This window comes from Cupriavidus sp. HE11 (assembly GCF_056097175.1).
The window spans coordinates 1,533,726-1,550,320 of record NZ_CP184465.1; the positions used below are offsets into that span (position 1 = coordinate 1,533,726).

At 63.6% G+C, this 16,595-nt stretch carries 13 protein-coding genes; 8 read left to right on the forward strand and 5 right to left on the reverse strand.

Annotated features, from left to right (window positions below; genetic code table 11):
• Positions 1 to 33 precede the first annotated feature (33 nt).
• The 5 genes from ACOABP_RS24175 (at position 34) to ACOABP_RS24195 (ending at position 5,701) form a co-directional block, all read left to right on the forward strand.
• A complete protein-coding gene (locus tag ACOABP_RS24175) occupies positions 34 to 1,662 on the forward strand; it encodes a TNT domain-containing protein (RefSeq protein ID WP_474228152.1) in 1,629 nt (542 codons plus the stop codon).
• 372 nt (positions 1,663 to 2,034) lie between these two features.
• On the forward strand, positions 2,035 to 2,208 hold the full coding sequence (locus tag ACOABP_RS24180) for a hypothetical protein (protein WP_474228153.1): 174 nt from the start codon (positions 2,035 to 2,037) through the stop codon (positions 2,206 to 2,208).
• A 255-nt stretch (positions 2,209 to 2,463) separates the two neighbouring features.
• On the forward strand, positions 2,464 to 2,658 hold the full coding sequence (locus tag ACOABP_RS24185; RefSeq protein ID WP_474228154.1) for a hypothetical protein: 195 nt from the start codon (positions 2,464 to 2,466) through the stop codon (positions 2,656 to 2,658).
• Between the two features lie 120 nt (positions 2,659 to 2,778).
• The gene (locus ACOABP_RS24190) at positions 2,779 to 4,551 is read left to right on the forward strand and encodes a ShlB/FhaC/HecB family hemolysin secretion/activation protein (RefSeq protein ID WP_474228155.1); all 1,773 of its coding nucleotides are present in this window, start codon (positions 2,779 to 2,781) and stop codon (positions 4,549 to 4,551) included.
• A 334-nt stretch (positions 4,552 to 4,885) separates the two neighbouring features.
• Positions 4,886 to 5,701, forward strand: coding sequence for a hypothetical protein (locus ACOABP_RS24195; protein WP_474228156.1), 816 nt, complete (start codon positions 4,886 to 4,888; stop codon positions 5,699 to 5,701).
• Between the two features lie 189 nt (positions 5,702 to 5,890).
• Here ACOABP_RS24195 and ACOABP_RS24200 read toward each other — a convergent pair whose 3' ends face one another.
• Entirely contained in the window at positions 5,891 to 7,945 is a 2,055-nt protein-coding gene (locus ACOABP_RS24200; RefSeq protein ID WP_474228157.1) for a ParB/Srx family N-terminal domain-containing protein, read from the reverse strand.
• Positions 7,946 to 8,168: 223 nt separating this feature from the next.
• Here ACOABP_RS24200 and ACOABP_RS24205 point away from each other — a divergent pair, with 223 nt between their 5' ends.
• A complete protein-coding gene (locus ACOABP_RS24205) occupies positions 8,169 to 8,909 on the forward strand; it encodes an NADPH-dependent F420 reductase (RefSeq protein ID WP_474228158.1) in 741 nt (246 codons plus the stop codon).
• A gap of 29 nt (positions 8,910 to 8,938) precedes the next feature.
• On the opposite strand, the gene ACOABP_RS24210 is transcribed toward ACOABP_RS24205, so the two are convergent.
• The gene (locus ACOABP_RS24210; RefSeq protein ID WP_101684913.1) at positions 8,939 to 9,328 is read right to left on the reverse strand and encodes a GNAT family N-acetyltransferase; all 390 of its coding nucleotides are present in this window, start codon (positions 9,326 to 9,328) and stop codon (positions 8,939 to 8,941) included.
• Positions 9,329 to 9,579: 251 nt separating this feature from the next.
• Between ACOABP_RS24210 and ACOABP_RS24215 the strand changes: the two genes are divergently transcribed.
• Complete coding sequence (locus ACOABP_RS24215; protein WP_474230527.1) at positions 9,580 to 11,067, forward strand: AMP nucleosidase; 1,488 nt, start codon at positions 9,580 to 9,582, stop codon at positions 11,065 to 11,067.
• 182 nt (positions 11,068 to 11,249) lie between these two features.
• Here ACOABP_RS24215 and ACOABP_RS24220 read toward each other — a convergent pair whose 3' ends face one another.
• Together ACOABP_RS24220 and leuA are read right to left on the reverse strand one after the other, a co-directional pair.
• Positions 11,250 to 11,855 (reverse strand): OmpW/AlkL family protein, encoded by a 606-nt coding sequence (locus ACOABP_RS24220; protein ID WP_066732628.1) that lies wholly within the window; start codon positions 11,853 to 11,855, stop codon positions 11,250 to 11,252.
• Between the two features lie 399 nt (positions 11,856 to 12,254).
• On the reverse strand, positions 12,255 to 13,943 hold the full coding sequence (gene leuA / locus ACOABP_RS24225; RefSeq protein WP_474230529.1) for a 2-isopropylmalate synthase: 1,689 nt from the start codon (positions 13,941 to 13,943) through the stop codon (positions 12,255 to 12,257).
• 569 nt (positions 13,944 to 14,512) lie between these two features.
• On the opposite strand from leuA, the gene ACOABP_RS24230 reads away from it, so the two are divergent.
• Entirely contained in the window at positions 14,513 to 15,889 is a 1,377-nt protein-coding gene (locus tag ACOABP_RS24230; protein ID WP_474228159.1) for a hypothetical protein, read from the forward strand.
• Between the two features lie 359 nt (positions 15,890 to 16,248).
• Here ACOABP_RS24230 and ACOABP_RS24235 read toward each other — a convergent pair whose 3' ends face one another.
• Entirely contained in the window at positions 16,249 to 16,578 is a 330-nt protein-coding gene (locus tag ACOABP_RS24235) for a DUF6587 family protein (protein ID WP_474228160.1), read from the reverse strand.
• Positions 16,579 to 16,595 lie beyond the last annotated feature (17 nt).

Here is a 16,595-nt window from a genome sequence, read left to right on the forward strand (position 1 = left end):
ATCGAGAACAAGTCGGACTACAGCGCGACGTCGATGGGGCTGAGCGGCGGCTTCACGTTCGGCCCGAAGGTCGAGGACAAGAATTCTGGCCAGACCTCAGGCAAGAACACCGGCGGCGTGAGCCCTATGATCCCGCAGCACGAAAGCGGCAGCCAGCGCGGCGTGGCGCAGTCTGGCATCGCAGGCGGCACGATCACGATCACCGACCAGGCCAACCAGGCGCAAGACGTGGCGACGCTGAACCGGGACACGTCGAACACCAACACGACGGTGGGCAAGGGCCCGGACCTCAGCAACGTGCTGGGCAAGCAGGCCGACATGATGGCGGCGGCGCAGGCGGCTGGGGAGGCGGTGGCGAAGACGGTAGGGGATATTGCGGGGAGTAGGGAGAAGGCTGCGAAAGATGCCTTGAAGGTTGCCAACGACGCTTACGGCAAAGACCCGAGCGATGCCAACCGCGCGGCGGTTGCCGAGGCGCAGGCCGATGTCGAAGGCTGGAAGGAAGGCGGCGAGTATCGCGCGGCCTTGCATGCGGCTGGTGGGGCGATGATCGCTGGACTGGGCGGCGGTAACGCCATCGCCGGTGCAGTTGGCGCGGGCTTGTCGTCGCTCGCGGCCGAGAAGCTCGCCACTCTTGGTAAGTCTGTGGCTAATGGCGTTGACAGTGGCAACAAGAACCTGGACGAGGCCATCGGGAACCTGGCGGCCAATCTTGCGGCGGGCGGGATTGGTGCCGTCGTTGGTGGTGGATCGGGCGCGGTGACTGCGGCTAATGCGGATCGCTTCAACCGGCAGTTGCATAACGTGACCGATGCAGATCTGCGGCGCAAGGCCGGGGAACTGGCGAAGGACCCAAAATACGCGGGCATGACGCAGGACGAGATCTACTATGCGATCCGCACCGTGTATCGCAACGATCAGGTCGGCACGGGTGATCTGAAAAGCTTTGATTCCGAGACGGCGGCCAAGGCAGCCGGAGTGCCGGCATCCTACGATCCGACCACCGGGAAATGGTTGGAAGATCCGGAGGTGGCAACGGCGCGCCTTGATGGCACGCAGCGAACGCAACTCGATAGCAACCTGCGCAACGATTTGTGGAACGCGGGTGGTGCCTTCAAGGCTGAGCTGATTGAGGCGAGCAAGCCGAGCGCATCCGCAGCTGCGGATGCGGTTGTCGGTGCCGCAATAACAGGGCTAGTTGGTAGATCTGGTGTTGTACGTGGCGATGGCGGCATCGCTGCGGAAGAAGTCGGGGCAAGCAACTCAGCCGCGATTCGAGCAAAGGTTGAGGCAAATCTTGCAGAGAGTGCCGCTGCCCGTGCAAGTTCTAATTTCGGCACTCTCAATGAGTGGCCGCCGTACAATGGATTCGTTCCCGGCACCGCTGAACGCTACACATTGTTCCCTGGTCAGCTAGTGGATCGTTACGGGTCCGTTCAGGGTACTTTTGTCGCAGAAGCGGGCACTGCATATCGAGCTCGTGCGCTCCGCCCAGGATCAGACAGCGCGCCTTACAACACATTTGAAGTCACTCGCCCTATTGAGGTCACCGCAGGTCCAGCGCGACCATGGTTTGGTTACGAAGGTATGGGAACGCAGTACAAATTTGATGAATCGGTCCGCAATTTGATACAGCGGGGAGCATTAAGGAGAACTCAATGAATACGACGGAGCTGAAAGCAGAATTGGACCGATTGCATGTGCCACAGCGAGTCTATTCGTTGTCAGGTCGGAAAGAAGAGCGACTGTGTCTAGAACTCCGTGGAGAGAGGTGGCACGTATTTTTTGTAGAAAGGGGTGCGGAGCGTGCTCTGCAAGATTTCCATTCTGAGGACGAAGCATGCAGATTCATTCTTGAAGAATTGAAGTATGAAATCTGATAGCTTTAACCGCCAGTTGCACCCGAGTGACGAACAGAGGCTACAGGAATTGTAAAAAGGAAAGAGCCCCGAAGAGCAATGCCGCTTTGCAGCCGCCGAATGCACGCTGACCCGCTGTGCGGACGGCGTGCTGGATGGCGATGCGAACAAGGCCATGCTGCAAAAGATGCAGAATGACGGCCCGGCCTATACAGCCGAGCAGGCTCAGCTGAAAAAGGCGGCAGCGTTTGTCGGCTACGTAACAGCAGATCGAATTAACGATTTGGCAGACAGAATCCTAAGTTATACAGGGGTTCAAAAAAGTGGGAAATTTAGAAATTTCACCTGATGGCAAGTCAATTTGTTATTTGGATGCTGAGAGCAATGTGAGATGGACAAACGTTGCGCCGACAGTCGAAAAATGGAAGTCGCTCCATCGCAGATCTCGAAATATTGAATCATTAGCTAAGGGGAATTTTCTTTGGTTGAATGGCATGAGTGATGAGGAGGTGACGATCGTGTTTTGCCCGTATGAAAGCTTGGACTTCAACTTGGTGTACTCAGCTTTCACAGGAGACCTAATACGGATTCACGAGGCTCGCTAGTGTATTTCAATGCACTGGCGATCGCAGATCGGCGTAAAGAAGCTGGGGATGATCGCGTCAACCGGCATCTGGACCCGGATGAGCAGCAGAAACTGGCGGACTTGCAGCGTGGCAAAAGCAAGGACGAGCAGCAACGGCTGGCCGACGCGGCGTATGAGGGCCGCCAAAGGAAGCAGGGGTTTTCGAGCCCGTAGCAGTGCCAACAGGTAAGTCCACAGCCGAGCCAGTAGCGGCAACCGCCGAGCAACTACCAATCCTGATTATTCGCCGTGCTTCGACGGGTGCCAAAGCCCCGTCCGGCCCTTGTTATGCCGATGTCTTTTAAACTGCCGCACATTGTCACTGCCGCGTCACTCGCGGTTGGCCTTTCGGGCCTGCCGTCGTTCGTGATGGCGCAGGTCCCGCCGACCCCCGGCCAGGCCGCCGCCCTAAGCAACGCCGAGCAGGAGCAGCGTACTCGTCAGCAGTCGGAAGCCCGCGAGCGCGCTGCCACTGTACAGGCACCCGCCGTGCGCGCCGAGCGTGTCGCGCGTGCCGAGTATCCGGCATTGCCGAAAGAAGATCCCTGCTTCCGCATTGAGCGGTTCAGGCTCGAAGTCCCCAAAGACTTGCCCGCAGATCTGCAAGTCAGCGGCGCGTCGGCGCAGCCGATGGACCCGTTCGCCTTCGCACAACTATGGCTTGACCACTATCAAGGCGAGTGCGTCGGCAAACAGGGTGTCGAGACGCTGGTCAAGGGGCTATCGCAAACGATCCTGTCGAAGGGTTACGTCACCACGCGCGTGCTGGTACCCGAACAGGATTTGTCGTCGGGAACGCTGAAGCTCGCGCTGATCCCCGGCGTGATCGGCGACATCCGCTTCAGCGATCCCGATCTGTGGGGCACGTGGAAGTCAGCGTTCCCCACTGCCCCCGGCGAGTTGCTGAACCTGCGTGATCTGGAACAAGGCCTGGAGCAGATGAAGCGTGTCGCCAGCCAGGACGTCGACATGCAGATCGTGCCGACTTCCACGCCAGGACGTAGCGATGTCGTGATCGCTGTCAAACGCGGTAAGCCGTGGACGCTGGTAGCCTCCGTCGACAACTCGGGCTCGCGTTCCACCGGTAAGTGGCAAGGCAACGTGAGCGTCGGGATCGACAACCCGCTGGGCCTGAGCGACATGTTCAACATCGGCTACAACCAGGATTTGATGTTCAGCAACAAGGAGCACGGCACGCGCGGCTGGAATGGCTTTTATTCGATTCCGTGGGGCTACTGGACAGCGACGCTCTCGGCTTACAGCAGCAATTACTTCCAGCAGATTGCTGGCGTGAATACGACGTTCGTGTCGAGCGGAAAATCGGAAAACGTCGATCTGAAGCTGCATCGGGTGCTGCGCCGCAGCCAGAACGACGTGTTCGGCATGCAGGTGCGGCTGACGCGCCGATTCGGCAAGAGTTATATCGAGGACACCGAAATCCCGCAGCAGCGCCGCAATAACACCATCCTCGAATTCGGGGTGACGGACCGCCACTACTTCGGCCAATCGCAGCTCGATGCCACGCTGTCATTCCGCCAGGGCATCGGCGCCTTCGGTGCGCAAGACGACACGCTGGCGTCGCTGGATGGCCCGACCTGGCGTTACCGGATGATGGTGCTCGACGCCAACCTTTCGGTGCCGTTCAAACTCGCGGAACAACCATTCCGCTACGTCACGACGATCCGGGGCCAATTCACCAACGACCGGCTGTACTACGTCGATGATTTGACGATTGGCAGCCGATATACGGTAAGGGGCTTCGATGGCGAGAGCCAGCTTGCCGGCGAGCGTGGATTCTATTGGCGCAACGAACTGCAGGCGCCGCTGGGAACGAGCGGCCAGGCGCTTTACGTCGGCCTCGATTATGGCCGCGTGTATGGACCATCGACCCAGGCGCTGGTGGGCACGCAACTGGCGGGCGCGGTACTCGGCATGCGCGGCGGCGTGGGCTCGCAAAAGTTCGGCGGCGTCTCGTATGACGTGTTTCTCGGAACGCCTGTGTACAAGCCGGAGCAGTTCAATACCGCCGGGGTGACGGCGGGGATGCAGGTGGTTTATCAGTATTGAGTAATTCTCCTGTTCCCCCCATTCATTTCCGGAAATCCGATGGCATGGAAAAAATTTCGTGCCGTGCGTATTTATTCATTTGCCCAAGAAGGACAAAGCCGAGGCTTCGTTCTACAGCGCTGCCTACTCGAAGTTCGTAAAAGGCGACGACGTCAAATCGCGGCAGATTCTGGGCGCCATGAATCAGCTTGCGCCATACGGCAGCATCGAGTGGATTTACGGAAAGCGGGTACTTCAGTAAATCGCCGAGACACAACTTTCGATTTTCGTTTTTTCCCAACCCAGGGCAGCACAGACTGCCCGCTATTTCAACGCCCGTAAGGGGTCAATGCCTATGAAGAAGAAGCTCGCATTTACGCTGGTGGCATCTGCCGCCGTTATCGCCGCCTGTGGCGGTTCGGACGGCGATAGTAAGAACAGCGTCGGCACCAGCGGCGCCGCCACTGGTGCGACGGCTAACGCGATGGCGCCGTTCGATGCGCAATGCCTGACGCCGATGACAACCGGAAAGTCGATGACGGTGTCGGCCAATGCCGGTCCGGTCCTCGAAGCCGTGACATTCGAGGGCAAGGGCATTGGCCCGACCACATTCGATGGCAGGAGCCTGGACACCATCGATGTTCAGGCCACCGGCACGCTGCTTCACGCGGTTTCGTCCAACTTCCGGATCTATCTGGATCCGGAAACCGTCCTGTTTCCTCTGGGTGTGACTGAGTTCGGGCATCGTGGCTTCCCCAGTGGGCCGTGGGTCAAATATCGGCGCTTTACGTACGAGGATGCCGCCGGCAAACCGGCCAAGCTGTCGCTGCTGGGCATGCAACCCAACGAGACGCGCAGCGTGACGGTGGTAGAGGAACAGGAATCCGCCGCGGCCGCGGATCCGCAGCCGGCATTTACCCATGGCGTAGCGCGCAAGGTGCATTGGACGGTGCAGTACATCGGCCGCGAAGATGTGACCGCGATGGGCAAGTCCTACGCCAATACGTGCAAGGTCAAGATCCAGTATGAGCGCGATCCGGCATATTCCTTCCCGAAGCTTGAGGCAACCGTCTGGTTGGCGCCCGGCCTGGGGCCCGTCAAGCTGAGCGGACTGCCGCTGCTGCGCGTGGACACCGTGTCGGCCGAGACGTCGGGCATCGTCGCCAACTGATCGGCTCAACGATCGGTTGATAGATCGACCGATCGACCGCGCATTGCCTCCCGGCCATGCCCCAAGCAAAACACCCCAGCCCTGTTTCCAGGCGCTGGGGTGTTCGCCTCCGGTTTCCCGGCGGCATCACCAAGGCAAGCTGGCTAGCCAGCTATTCCATCTGTTCCACCCGATCCACCCGTTCCGGCATTACGGCTTCAGCTTGGTCCGATAGTCCACTGCATACGGCAGCTTGCCGGGCTTGGACGATCCTACCGGCTGCGACAGTGCCGTGAACTCGGTCTCGTTGAAAGCGTCCAGACGGCCCAGCGTGGCGGCGGTCTTGTCGGCGCTGACGATGGTGTCGGGCGTCAGGGCCACCATCGCTTCGGCTGCCTTGCGCACGGCGGCCAGGTAGGCCGTGGTGTCGTTCAGGTTCACCTGCTTCAGGTCTACGACCTTGCGCAGCCAGTCGCCCCAGTAGAACTCGGTGAATTCCGTGGCGCCGGTGGGCTGGCTGTAGCCAATGTCGCGCGTGAAGTAGACCAGCGAGCGGTACTGGTCATTGCCCAGGCCGTTCGAGAGGCCCAGCTGGCGCGGCAGGTCGGCCGGGTAGATCGGGCGGTTGTCGCCGTCCTTGAGCCAGACCAGCTTGCGTGCGCGCATGGTGCGGAAGAACTGGGCGCGGTTCAGGTTCGACAGGTTGTCCTGCACGCGGATCCACATCTTGGCCTGCGGGCCGCCGGTCGGCGCTTCCCAGACGGTGGTGAAGGCGTGATGGCCATCGGTCAGGTACGGTTCGCCGTACGGGCCCACCACCAGTGTCTTCATGTCCTCGGGCTTCTCGCCGACCGTCTTCGTGCAGGTGAACGAGCTCAGGTTGTCGATGCGCGAATCCGACTTGATGCCATCCTTGGCAGTCTTGTTCTGACCGTTGTTCTCGCAGGCATCGTCGAAATTCTTCGCCGAATCCACCGCGTAGCGGCCCAGCTTGTAATAGATCTGGTCGCGGCCGATGGCGGGCTGCGTTGGGCGCAGGTCGGCCATCGTCACCAGGATGTTCTGCTGGGCGGTGGCTTGCAGGTACGTGGAAATCGGGGTCGGTGCCGGCAGCGGCGTGCAAACGGCCGGTAGCACGCGCTTGGTGCCCGGCACCTGGCGCAGCTGGTAGGCCAGCCTGGTGCTGACGGGCAGCCAGGCCAGCGATGCGGTTTGCATCTGGCTGGCCACCGGCTCCTGCCACGTGCCCGAGATCAGGCCGAAGGCGGCGCCGCTGGCAAAGCCGTTGTAGATCAGCGGGACGTCTGATGGGATGTTGTCCGCTGCCAGCACGTTGCTGCCTACCGAAATGATGTTGCGGCGCGTACGGCCGGTGGTGGCGTTGGCATCGTCGAGTTCGGGCTCGGCGCAGATCCAGTCGCCATCCACCGCGTTGGCGGCCAGCGACGTCGCGGCGCGCACCACCCAGTTGCCGGTGGCGGCCGTGGCGCTGGCGCCCGTTTCGTCGACGAACAGAGCCGTGCCGCCCTGCTGCTTGCCGACGAAGACGCGGCCCACCTTGCTGCCGGCGATGGTCAGTGCGAAGGCGCCCGGATAGCGGGCCTGGTCGGCGTCGGCGCTGAGCATGCCGGTCTGGCCGCCCGCGCAGCTGGCGCTGTAGCCCTGGCCCGCACACACGCGCACCGAGCCGTCTGCCTGGATCGCCAGCTGGCCGGCCGTGGCCGTGTCGCCTGCCTGGCGCAGGTAGCTGTAGGTGCCGGCGATGTCCTTGAGCTGGGCGCCCTTGTTGGCGGCGGAGACATAGCCTTGCAGCAGGCTGCCGTTGCCGGCCTTGACGTTGGGCACCTGGCCCAGCGCACCGGACAGCAGTCCGTCGTCCAGCGTGAAGCTGAACGTGATCGATGCCGCGGCGGCGGCCAGCGCGGCCGGTACGTCGGCGCCGGAGGCCGTCAGGTTCGACACGCGATAGGTATCGCCGCTCTGCGTGTACTGGCCCACCAGTGCACCGGCCAGGCCGAAACGGGAATCGAGGAAGCGCAGGGTGATCTGGCCGGCGGCGGGCTGGTCGAGCTGGACCGACACCGTATCGCCAAAGCTCACCGCACCCACGTAGAGCGAACCGCCAGCCAGCGGCTTGACCTCGGCCGGCGTCGCGCCGGTATTGGTGCCGCCGCTGGCGGTGTTGCTGTCGTCGCCACCACCGCAGGCGGTCATTGCCGCTGTGGCCAGCAGCAGCATGGCTGCCGTGCTGGCGCCGCGTTGCATCCACTGCCCAGGTTTCCTCGTCCTGCTTTCCATGTTTCTTCCCCGTTGTCGTTGTTGTTCCGATCGTTGTGTACGCCGCATGCGGCGTCTGCGGCACGTGGCCGCGCGACAGTCTATGAACAAGGGATGACGTACCTGTGACAGCCTGGCGAATGGGCATCCCCGGATTTTTCATCGGGATTCGCCTAGAGTGATCGGAGCGGGGCAACGCGGAGGACAGGCGATGGCGCACGGATTTCGGGAAATGTCGTACGGGCGACGCAGGCTCTTGATTGCCGGCGGATGGTCCGTGCTGCTGGCGGTGCCGGTCGGGCACGCCGTGGCGCAGGCCGCGCAGGGCAAGGGGAAATCGAAGATTGGCGTGGTCGGTTCGGGCCGGCTGGGCGGCGCCGTGGGCAGCCTGCTGGTGAAGGCGGGGCATCCGGTGATGTTTGCTTCGCGCCATCCCGGGGAACTGAAGACGCTGACCGATTCCCTCGGGCCGCTGGCCCAGGCCGGTACGGTTGCGCAGGCCGTGGCGTTTGCCGACGTGATTCTGCTGGCCGTGCCCTATGGTGCGGTGCCCGATGTGGGCCAGCAGAACCGCTGGCAGGGCAAGATCGTGCTGGACGCCACCAACGCCGTGGCCGCGCGCGACGGCGCCATCGTGGACGAGGTCAAGGCCAACGGCATCGGCGCCACCACGGCCAGATACCTGGCGGGTGCGCGCATCGTGCGGGTATTCAATTTCACGGGCGCGGCGGAGTTCACGCGCGAAAGTCACCGCAAGCCGCCGTTGATGGCGGTGCCGATGGCCGGCAACGATGCCGAGGCGCTGTCCGTGGCGGCCGGGCTGGTGCGCGACGCGGGTTTCGATCCGGTGGTGGTGGGCGGGCTATCGAGTGCCGACCGGTTCGCGCCCGGTGGCAAGCTGTTCCGCCAGATGGGGACTGCCGAAGAATTTCGCCGTGCGATGGACCAGTAGCCGGGCCGGCAGGCGGCGGACGCTGCGCCTTAGCGCCGGCGCCACTCCATTGCCACCATCGATGGCGTGAAGCCCAACTGGCCGAAGAATGCCGCCTCGGAAGAGCGGGCGGCGCGCAGTACCCAGGTAATGTCCGGGTCGTTGCCCATCACATGGCGCAGCAAAGCGCGGCCAATGCCGCGGCGGCGATGCTGGGGCGCCACGGCGACCATCGAGATGTAGCCGTTGGAGATATCGTCGCAGAGTGCGCGCGCGAAGCCGATGACCTCGCCGTTTTCCACTGCCACCGCCACGCGTTGCGAGTTGGCGATCAGTTGCGCGAAGCGCTCGGGATTGCCGACCCGTTGTTCCCAGCCGTTGGCAGCCAGCAGCAGCCGGGCTGCCTCTACCTCTGCGGGCAACGGATTACGGATTTCCATCGACAATTCCTCCTGCGTGATTCCGGAGCGCATGCATGCAGACCCTCCAGAAGTGGGGGGCGCAGAGCGGCTGCGCCGCGTTTTCGCGCGATATGTCGCGCTATTTGTCGCGCATTTCGGCGACAGAGTGTAGCGAAGCCGATGCGGCGACGTCAAACAACTTTGTCCGGAAAATGCGACCACCCGCACGCATGTGCGATCTCGATACCGGGCGCGCGATGGCCTGTTGCGCGCCGGAAGCTGGCGGTATGATGGCTGTCATGAACGCCCCGATCTTCTCCTCCGCACACCCGGCCGACCAACTGGCCGAGTTCAGCGATGCCGATAGCGCGATGGCGCGTATCCGTGAGATCTACGACAGCTCCGTGGCGGCCGTGCGCGCGCGCTTCGACGCGTTTGCCAAGGGCAAGCCGCTGCCGTCGGCGGCCCACGCGTGCTATCCGTATCTCGGCATTTCCGTCAACCTGGAAACCATGGTCACCGACAGCCGCCCGTCCTGGGGCACGGTGGCCTACCCCGGCGTGTACGGCACCACGGTCACGCGGCCCGATCTGCTGTGCGACTACTACCGCGACCAGATCGAACGGCTGATGCGCTATCACCGCGTGCCGGTGGTGGTGGGCCTGTCGCGCCGGCCGATACCGCTGCCGTTCGTGATCGAGGCATCGACCACCGACATCAGCTACACGCAGGCCCGCGAACTGGAAGCCTCGTTCGTGCTGCCCGAACTGAGCCGCATCGACGATTCGATCGCCAACGGCACCTACGAGCCCACGCCTGGCGAGGCCTGGCCGTTGTCGCTGTTCCCGGCCGAACGCGTGGACCTGGCCCTGCAGCGGCTTTACCACTACACGGGCACGGCGCCCCATCACTTCCAGCGCTTTGTGCTGTTCACGAACTATCAGCGATATGTCGACGAGTTCGTGACGTTGGGGCGCAGCCTGATGTCTGGCGACGGTGGCGACGGCTACGTGCGCTTTGTCGAGCCCGGCGATGTGGTGCAGGACCTGGGCGGCACCGAGCCCGACGACGCCGCGCGTCCGAAGGCGCTGCCGCAGATGCCTGCCTATCACCTGGTGCGCGAGGACGGGCTCGGCGTGACGCTGGTGAACATCGGCGTGGGGCCGTCGAACGCCAAGACCATGACCGACCACCTGGCCGTGCTGCGTCCGCATTGCTGGCTGATGGTGGGCCACTGCGGCGGACTGCGCCGCTCGCAACAACTGGGCGATTACGTGCTGGCGCACGCCTACGTGCGTGATGACCACGTGCTGGACCACGACCTGCCGCCATGGGTGCCGGTGCCTCCGATTGCCGAAATCCAGGTGGCACTGCAAGAGGCAGTGGCCCGCGTCACGGGTTTGTCCGGCACCGAGATGAAGACGCGCATGCGCACCGGTACGGTTGTGTCCACCGATGACCGCAACTGGGAATTGAAGTCGAAGGCGCTGTACGCGCGCTTCAACCAGTCGCGGGCGATTGCAATCGACATGGAAAGCGCGGCAGTGGCGGCCAATGGATTCCGCCTGCGTGTGCCATATGGCACGTTGCTGTGCGTTTCCGACAAGCCGCTGCACGGCGAGCTGAAGCTGCGCGGCATGGCGAATGCGTTTTATCGCCAGCGTGTCAGCCAGCATATGACGATTGGCCTGGAAGCCATCCGCATCCTGCGCGAGAACGGCGTCGAGCAACTGCACTCGCGCAAGTTGCGCAGTTTCGACGAGCCGGCGTTCCGCTGACCTCGGGGGCGCGCCGGTGCATCCGGCGGGCCCCATGCCCGCCTCACACCCCCAGGGGAATCAGAAATAAAAAAGCGCGCGGGATTGCCGCGCGCAGTGAGGCGGGAAGGACGTCGGTTAGGCGGCCTTCCTTCGAGGAGACAAAATGGAAAGTCTCGGAAAAACCTTAAATCCCTAGGTGATCAGAAGCGATAGCCCACGCCGGCGCTGAACAGCCACGGGTCGAGGCTGACGGTCGACACCTTGACACCGTTCGCGTAGACGTTGCTGGAAATCCAGACCTTCTTGGCGTCGACATTCAGGAACCAGTTCTTGTTGAGCTTGTAGTCCATGCCGATCTGCAGTGCCGGACCCACGCTCCACTTGTCCAGGCCCAGCGTGCCACCGGCCAGGTCCGCGCCATAGATGCGCGTGGCGTTCACACCGGCACCGATATACGGGCGGAACGTGCCGTTCGGCAGGAAGTGGTACTGCAGCAGCAGGCTCGGCGGCAGATGCTTGAACGTGCCGATCTTCGAGCCATCAAGGCTTACGTCCTGCTTCTGCGGGATGGTCAGCACCAGTTCGGCCGCGATATTCGGCACGATGAAATAGGTGATATCGACTTCGGGAATCCACTTGTTGTTGACATGGATGCGATCCGATGCTCCGGCGCCACCGACAGGGTCGGACTTGTTTGCCATGTCCAGATAGGTGCCGCGCAGGCGGACCATCCAGTTGCCCTGCGTCTCGTCAGCGGCGGCTGCAGGCGCGGAAAGCGTACCGATGGTGGCGGCGGCGAGCGCCATGCAGATGGAGGAAACGAGGGTCTTGCGGCGGGGAGAAGTTGCAGTGGTCATGTTGGTCAGGCACTAAACATCGAAAAAGTGCGACCAGTTTGTCTTGTGCAAGGTACTCAAACCTTGATGCAGAACAAGTGAAGTGCAGCCGACACCAATTGCGTGCAACTACGTCGTCAATGCGCGACACGACAGTGCGTCGCACCCGCGCAAGGGCTTGCGGCACCCGCCTGATGCTTCTATGGACATGCGGATTTATTCGTGGCGCACGCGCGTCGCGGACCTTACGCTGTGGGCTCGTGGTTGTGCACCGCGCATGTCGTGGGCGTCCGCCAGGACGTCTTTTCAGGTGTGCCCTGTGGGGGCAGGGCACACCGTTTTTCAGCCAGATCCGATAAGTCCGGCCAGTCAGGCGGCTTCAGCCTGGTCCTGGTCCCGTGCCTGCATGTGCCGGTTGACACCCGACACCATGGCCTTCAGCGATGCCGTGACGATGCTGGCGTCCACGCCGGCCCCAAAGCCCGTGGCCGAATCGCCAACGCGCACTTCCACATAACAGGCCGCATTGGCGTCGGCACCGGTGGTCATGGCGTGCTCGTGGTAGTCCATCACGCGCACGGCAACGCCCAGGCCGCGCGAAAATGCGTCGACCGTTGCATCGATGGGGCCGTTGCCCGCGCCGCGCACCCGCACCGGCTGGCCGTCGCGTGTCACTTCCATCTCGATTTCCACGGCGTTGTCGCTGGTCGACACCATGCGGTGCGACACGTAGCGCAGCGGCGCGTCAACGTCGAGGTACTCGCGGCGGAACAGCGCGTAGAGGTCTTCGGCACTGGCTTCGAGCCCGGTCTCGTCGGTCATCACCTGCACCGCGCGGCTGAACTCGATTTGCAGCCGGCGCGGCATGTAGATGCCGTGCGCCTGCTCCAGCAGGTACGCCATGCCGCCCTTGCCCGACTGGCTGTTCACACGGATCACCGCGTCATAGCTGCGGCCCAGGTCGGCGGGGTCGATCGGCAGGTAGGGCACTTCCCAGATCGCGTCCGGCTTCTGCTGCGCAAAGCCCTTGCGGATGGCGTCCTGGTGCGAGCCGGAAAAGGCGGTGAACACGAGATCGCCGACATACGGATGGCGCGGATGCACGGGCAGCTGGTTGCAATGTTCCACGCACTGGCGCACCTCATCGATATCGGAAAAATCGAGTTCGGGGTCCACGCCCTGCGTGTAGAGATTCAGGGCCAGCGTGACCAGGTCGACGTTGCCGGTGCGCTCGCCGTTGCCGAACAGGCAGCCTTCCACGCGGTCGGCGCCAGCCATCACGGCCAGCTCCGCAGCCGCCACCGCCGTGCCGCGGTCGTTATGCGGATGGACCGACAGCACGATGTGTTCGCGGCGCGCCAGATGCCGGTGCATCCATTCGATCTGGTCGGCAAAGATGTTGGGCGTGCTGCATTCCACCGTGGTCGGCAGGTTCAGGATCATCGGACGCTTCGCATCCGGCTGCCAGACGGCCGATACGGCATCGGACACTTCCAGCGAGAAGTCGAGCTCGGCCAGGCTGAAGGTCTCGGGCGAATACTCGTAGGACCAGGCCGTTTCCGGCATGGCATCGGTCAGTTCGCGGATCAGGCGCGTGCCCGACACGGCCACTTCCTTGATCTCCTCGCGCGATGCGTTGAACACGATGCGGCGCCACGCCGGGGCGATCGGGTTGTACAGGTGCACGGTGGCGCGCCTGGCGCCACGCACCGATTCCACGGTACGGCGGATCAGGTCTTCGCGCGCCTGGGTCAGCACCACGATGGTGACGTCGTCCGGAATGCGGTCTTCCTCGATCAGCATGCGGACGAAATCGAAATCGGTCTGCGATGCCGACGGGAACGCGACTTCAATCTCCTTGAGGCCAACCTTCACCAGCTGTTCGAAGAAGCGCAGCTTGCGGGCGCTGTTCATCGGCTCGATCAGCGCCTGGTTGCCGTCGCGCAGGTCGGTGCTCATCCAGCGCGGGGCGCGCGTGATCTGACGCGATGGCCAGGCGCGGTCGGGCAAGTCGACTACGGTGGCGGGACGGTATTTGGTGGCGGGGTTGCGCAACATGGGCATGGGGTATCTCCTTCCTCGCTAAGGAAGCATCAGGAAGCGGCTCGGCGTACGAGGGCTTCGCGTGAATGGGAAAAACGGGAAAACGGAAAAAGGGTGGCGAACGGCTGCCGAACTGCCACAGGGCACTAGGCCCGGCAACCGATCGGTAGGCCTAGCAGTAGCGAGGAAGCGCCCAGCAGGGCGCGGCACGAGGTCAGGGCGACCAGCGAACCATCAACGCGCGCGCGCACGGCGGCACCGATGCGCGAGGCATCTGCGGCGTGGCGGAGGTCGAGGGAGTTGGCTGGCATCGTGCGAGAAGGATATCGCTCCGCCATCTGGCGGGGTCGAACACACAGAGCGTAGTGCAAAAGGCGCTGCAGCGTCAACCGCCGGTATTTCGTCTGACCTGTCCGATTCGGCCGCGAACGTGGGATTCCGCACGTCAGAGCCTTACCCCGAACGGATGAGTTCCACCCGATATGTGGGGAAGCGCTCAGTCCTCTGGCCAGTACATCGCCATCCACATCCCGCCTAGGCTGACAGCAGCAGGAACGGGATTGATAACGACAAAGGGGGCAATCATGCGTACACGTGCGTGGACGGGGTGGATCGTGTGCATGGCGACGGCCATGCTGATGGCAGCGTGCGGCGGCGGAGGCGGCAGTTCGGGCGCCGGAACGACCGCACCGGCCGGAACCGGCGGCGATGCCGGCGGCGGCGCGGGCGGCGGCACCACGGCAGTTGCCAAGTCGTACACGCTGGTCATGAACCGCACGTCGGGCCAGGTGGGCGTGGGCAGCACGATCTCGCTGACGGCATCGGTCGTCGACGATCTCGGCAACGATGTCACGGGCGCCACGACCTTCGTCTGGACCAGCAACAATGGCTCCATGGCGGCTGTGGCCAACGGCACCATCCCTGGCAGCGCCGTGGTGACCGGCGTGGGCGTGGGCACGACGGCCGTGAACGTGCTGGCAACGGTTGCCGGCGCCAACGGCACCACCGCGCTGCCGCAGGTGGCCGCCACGATCACCGTGGTGGCACCGGGCGTGCGTACCTACAGCCTGGCGCTGCCGTACCCGGTGCTGTCGATGACCGACGGCCAGGTGTTGCCGGTAACGGCATCGCTGATCGACAGCGACGGCGCCAACCGCTCCGCGGCAGCCACTGGCTGGGCCTGGCGCAGCAGTACGTCTGCCGTTCAGGTGACAGGCGCCAGCAACGTGGGCACGCTGCGCGGCGTGAACGCCAGCGACACGGCCGCACAGTCGGTGGTCACCGTGCAGGTCACCGCGCCCGACGGCAATACCCTGACCGGCGCGTTCCTGGTGTCGGTGTTCAAGAGCAGCGTGTCGACCTATCGCCTGGTGCTGTCGCAATTCGGCCAGCAGATCAACGCGCTGAACGTGCTGAACGGCTATCCGCAGACCTATGACTCGCGCGTGCTGCGCAATGACGAGAGCGACGCTACGGCCGACTTCACGGGGCTGTGGACGTACATGACCACTTCGCCGTCGCTGGCGGTGCTGCCGAACTCGGCCACGCGCGTGACCACGGTCAGCACCAGCCGCCCAACCGGCATTGCACCGCTGCAAAGCGTGCTCGACGAGGTGGCCGGCAGCCTGACGCTGACCGCCAAGCCGCGCGCCCAGCTGCTGGTGACCGAGCAGCCGACGTGGGGCCTGATCTACAGTGGCCCGGACCCGTTCATCGTGCCGGGTGCCGGGGCACCGGTGTCCGCGCACCTGCTGCATCGTGGCGTCGACGAGGGCATCATGGGCTGCAATAACACGTGGAACTGGCAGGTGGGCAGCGGCCCGGTCTCGATCATTCCGATCGGAGCCAATCTGGCGCAGGTGGTATCCACCGGGTCGGGACCGTTCACCGTGATCGTGTCCTGTACCGCCGGGCCCGAGGCCATGCCGGTGTCGCTGACGATTCCGGGCATCGCACAGTAGGTTGGCGCAGGCTGGAGAGAGCCCGCCGGGTGGATACGGCGGGCTTTTTCCATGGCGGAGCGTACCCGTTTCTGCGTAGCGTTCCACGACGTCTGGTTATGCGCTCCCCTCTCCCATATTGGAAGAGGTGTGGGGGAGAGGGCAGGCGTCTCAACAAGGATTGGCGGGATTTGAACCTCCAGACCCTCTCCCCCGGCCCCTCTCCCGCGCTGCGGCAGAAGGGAGCAAACAGGCGGGGTCTGCTGCAAAGCGTACCCATTTCTGCGTGCTGTCGAATCGGGCTCCGGAACGCAAAACGGCGACCCCAAGGGATCGCCGTTGCCATTTCCACCCCAGCCCTCCCGGGGCCGATGCCGTGTTCAGGATTTGCGCACGAAGCGGATGATCTGCTCGTTGCTGCCGCCGGACCCGGTGTTGCCGATGTCGCCAGACCCTGACGTATTCGAGTCGCATGTGCCGCAGCCGCTGTTCGTGTCGCAGCCGCTGGCGCACCCTGCAGCCTGGCTCGGGGCCAGGCGCCGCGCCAGCCATCCGCGCCAGCCATTGGCCGCTGTGCCGCCCAGCATGGTCGCCAGGCGCGCCTTCACCCGCTCGCGGGTGCGGGGCATGTAGCGGCCCGCCACGTGGATGGCGCAGCCCAGCACGATCAGCGGGACGATCAGGGTTTCGAAGGCGTGATAGAGCGTCATGGCCGTTTGACTGGCTG

What these genes read in the sequence shown, in the direction of transcription:
- ACOABP_RS24175 (WP_474228152.1), top strand. Translation starts at nt 34, where the DNA reads ATGGGGCTGAGCGGCGGCTTCACGTTCGGCCCGAAGGTCGAGGACAAG.
- leuA (WP_474230529.1), bottom strand. Translation starts at nt 13,943, where the DNA reads ATGTTGCGCAACCCCGCCACCAAATACCGTCCCGCCACCGTAGTCGAC.
- ACOABP_RS24195 (WP_474228156.1), top strand. Translation starts at nt 4,886, where the DNA reads ATGAAGAAGAAGCTCGCATTTACGCTGGTGGCATCTGCCGCCGTTATC.
- ACOABP_RS24210 (WP_101684913.1), bottom strand. Translation starts at nt 9,328, where the DNA reads ATGGAAATCCGTAATCCGTTGCCCGCAGAGGTAGAGGCAGCCCGGCTG.
- ACOABP_RS24220 (WP_066732628.1), bottom strand. Translation starts at nt 11,855, where the DNA reads ATGGCGCTCGCCGCCGCCACCATCGGTACGCTTTCCGCGCCTGCAGCC.
- ACOABP_RS24235 (WP_474228160.1), bottom strand. Translation starts at nt 16,578, where the DNA reads ATGACGCTCTATCACGCCTTCGAAACCCTGATCGTCCCGCTGATCGTG.
- ACOABP_RS24200 (WP_474228157.1), bottom strand. Translation starts at nt 7,945, where the DNA reads ATGCAACGCGGCGCCAGCACGGCAGCCATGCTGCTGCTGGCCACAGCG.
- ACOABP_RS24205 (WP_474228158.1), top strand. Translation starts at nt 8,169, where the DNA reads ATGGCGCACGGATTTCGGGAAATGTCGTACGGGCGACGCAGGCTCTTG.
- ACOABP_RS24215 (WP_474230527.1), top strand. Translation starts at nt 9,580, where the DNA reads ATGGCTGTCATGAACGCCCCGATCTTCTCCTCCGCACACCCGGCCGAC.
- ACOABP_RS24230 (WP_474228159.1), top strand. Translation starts at nt 14,513, where the DNA reads ATGCGTACACGTGCGTGGACGGGGTGGATCGTGTGCATGGCGACGGCC.
- ACOABP_RS24180 (WP_474228153.1), top strand. Translation starts at nt 2,035, where the DNA reads ATGCTGCAAAAGATGCAGAATGACGGCCCGGCCTATACAGCCGAGCAG.
- ACOABP_RS24190 (WP_474228155.1), top strand. Translation starts at nt 2,779, where the DNA reads ATGTCTTTTAAACTGCCGCACATTGTCACTGCCGCGTCACTCGCGGTT.